Consider the following 1,882-nt stretch of genomic DNA (forward strand, 5'->3'; position numbering starts at 1 on the left):
TCCCCAGGCGTGCCGGCGTCAACATTTTTTGACGCTCAGTCGCCGGCGGCGAGGTCTCCCACGACGGCAGAAAAACGCTCATGCGCGGCTTGCTTGGTCATGCCCAGTTGACGGCCGATTGCGGCCCAGCTGGCGCCCTCGAAGCGAGCCTGCTTCACGAGTGGCCCGAGCGAGGCTTGCATCTCCAAAATGCGCATCTGCTGCTGGCCCAAATCTTCGAGTGTGCTGCGGTTCTTTTCCATAACGTCAAGATTACCTGACGCCCGGGAAAACGTCAAGGAATCCTGACGCCCAGTTTCCAGCGCCGAGATATGGCACAGAGAACAAGCCCAGCGTTCCGGGCGTTCTGGCGGGGGCTGTACGGCGGTCCGTCCGTCCGTGCTCGGCGCTCCGCACCTTGCGCGCGGTTCGGGCGGCCCCGGTCGTGCAGGCCGGACAGAGACGGCGGAAAAACGGGGGCTGCGGTTCGCCTGGTCAAAATGTCCGAGGCGCATGGGAGGCTGTTCCAGTCGCCAACCGACACGCAAAAGAGACCCGCTCAGGCTGCAATCTGGGCGGGTCTTTCGCTTGCCACACGCTGGGCTACTGCTTTTCAGCCATTGACGGCACACTCAGAGCGCGCACAGCCGGACGGGGTGCCGTCTAGTCACCGGGCCGAGTCCAAGCCGTCACAGGCGCTCTGGGGGCTTCCAGCCGTCCCCCACGGCGGCGATTACCACAGTCACCAACGGCGGTTCTCACCAAACGTCTAGTCCGCTATCTGCTGCACGGCGTAGCCCTGATCCGCCAGCAGCGCGAGGAAGCCCAACAACGTCGCCTGGTCAATCCACTCCGAGATTCCGCGCACCTCAGAGAGTGGCCGGTCGTTGCACCGGAGCATGCCGCGCGCTGACTTGATCCGACGCCGCCGCGTGTCCGGGTCTTTTTCAGCCCGAGCATCTGCGATCCGCCATGCCCTGACCATCCGGCGATAGCGGAAGTACGCCCCGCGAGGAACATCAAAGCGCATCGGCTCATCGACCGGCCAAACGCCCTGATGGCCCCACAGACGGCCTGTCTTCTCCCAGCCGGAGGGTTTACCCGCGCGCTGGTAGTGAGCGGCTCCACGGGCTGCATGCTTGCTCAGGTACTGGAGCCAGCCTGACGGCCCGGTAATCGGCAGAAGGTATTGGGCGCTGTGTGTAGCGCCGTAAGGCTCGCAGACCTCGACCCAGTGCTGCACCAGGTCGAATTTCTCCCGGGCCGTCAGTTCCCGCTCGAAATAGAGCGCCATATGGATGTGCGGAACCCCTCGCCGCTGCCACTCGATGACCCAATGAGTCCTTGACGTAAACATGCGGGCCGTGCGGTCAAAGAAGGTGCGGCGGACGCGGTGGAAAGCGTCGGAAGTTTCGGGGCAGTCACGCAGCGTGAGGGTAAGCGCGTAGCCGAAGCCGTCCAATCGATCGACATCGACGGAGTAAAGCCACTTCGTATGGCGGCGGACAGTCTCCTTGGTCCAACCCTTCACGACCCCGCGTTTAGCGCGTTCGTGGTCAGAAACTCCCCCATTGGGGATGTGGGCCGTAGACCCGTTTTGGTACGCTGAAATTGTCGGCAAAAGATTCCCCTGTGAAGGTTAGAAGTTGTCGGCCATAGCCCCGGAGATTGCAGCCTCGCGGGGCTCTTTCTTGCCCTGTTGCAGCAGGAAGAAAAGAAAGCCCTTACAGGGCTGAAAATACCCTTGCGAGTTGATATGTACCTACTAATCAAGAGCGGGCCCCGCCCGTGTCGCTGTGGCCGGCCATTCCCCAGGCGTGCCGGCGTCAACATTTTTTGACGCTCAGTCGCCGGCGGCGAGGTCTCCCACGACGGCAGAAAAACGCTCATGCGCGGCTTGCTT

The 1,882-nt window shown here is 62.6% G+C and carries 2 protein-coding genes; both read right to left on the reverse strand.

The window, feature by feature from the left end; translation table 11 throughout:
* Positions 1-35: 35 nt before the first annotated feature.
* The gene (locus ABIB45_RS22445) at positions 36-242 is read right to left on the reverse strand and encodes a hypothetical protein (protein WP_354218038.1); all 207 of its coding nucleotides are present in this window, start codon (positions 240-242) and stop codon (positions 36-38) included.
* A gap of 506 nt (positions 243-748) precedes the next feature.
* On the reverse strand, positions 749-1,510 hold the full coding sequence (locus tag ABIB45_RS22450) for a rolling circle replication-associated protein (RefSeq protein WP_354218039.1): 762 nt from the start codon (positions 1,508-1,510) through the stop codon (positions 749-751).
* Positions 1,511-1,882 lie beyond the last annotated feature (372 nt).

Source organism: Arthrobacter sp. UYCo732, assembly GCF_040547265.1.
In the GTDB taxonomy this organism is placed as follows: Bacteria; Actinomycetota; Actinomycetes; order Actinomycetales; family Micrococcaceae; genus Arthrobacter.

Excerpts from the sequence above, each read along its gene's own strand:
- ABIB45_RS22445 (WP_354218038.1), bottom strand. The coding sequence starts at position 242 with ATGGAAAAGAACCGCAGCACACTCGAAGATTTGGGCCAGCAGCAGATG.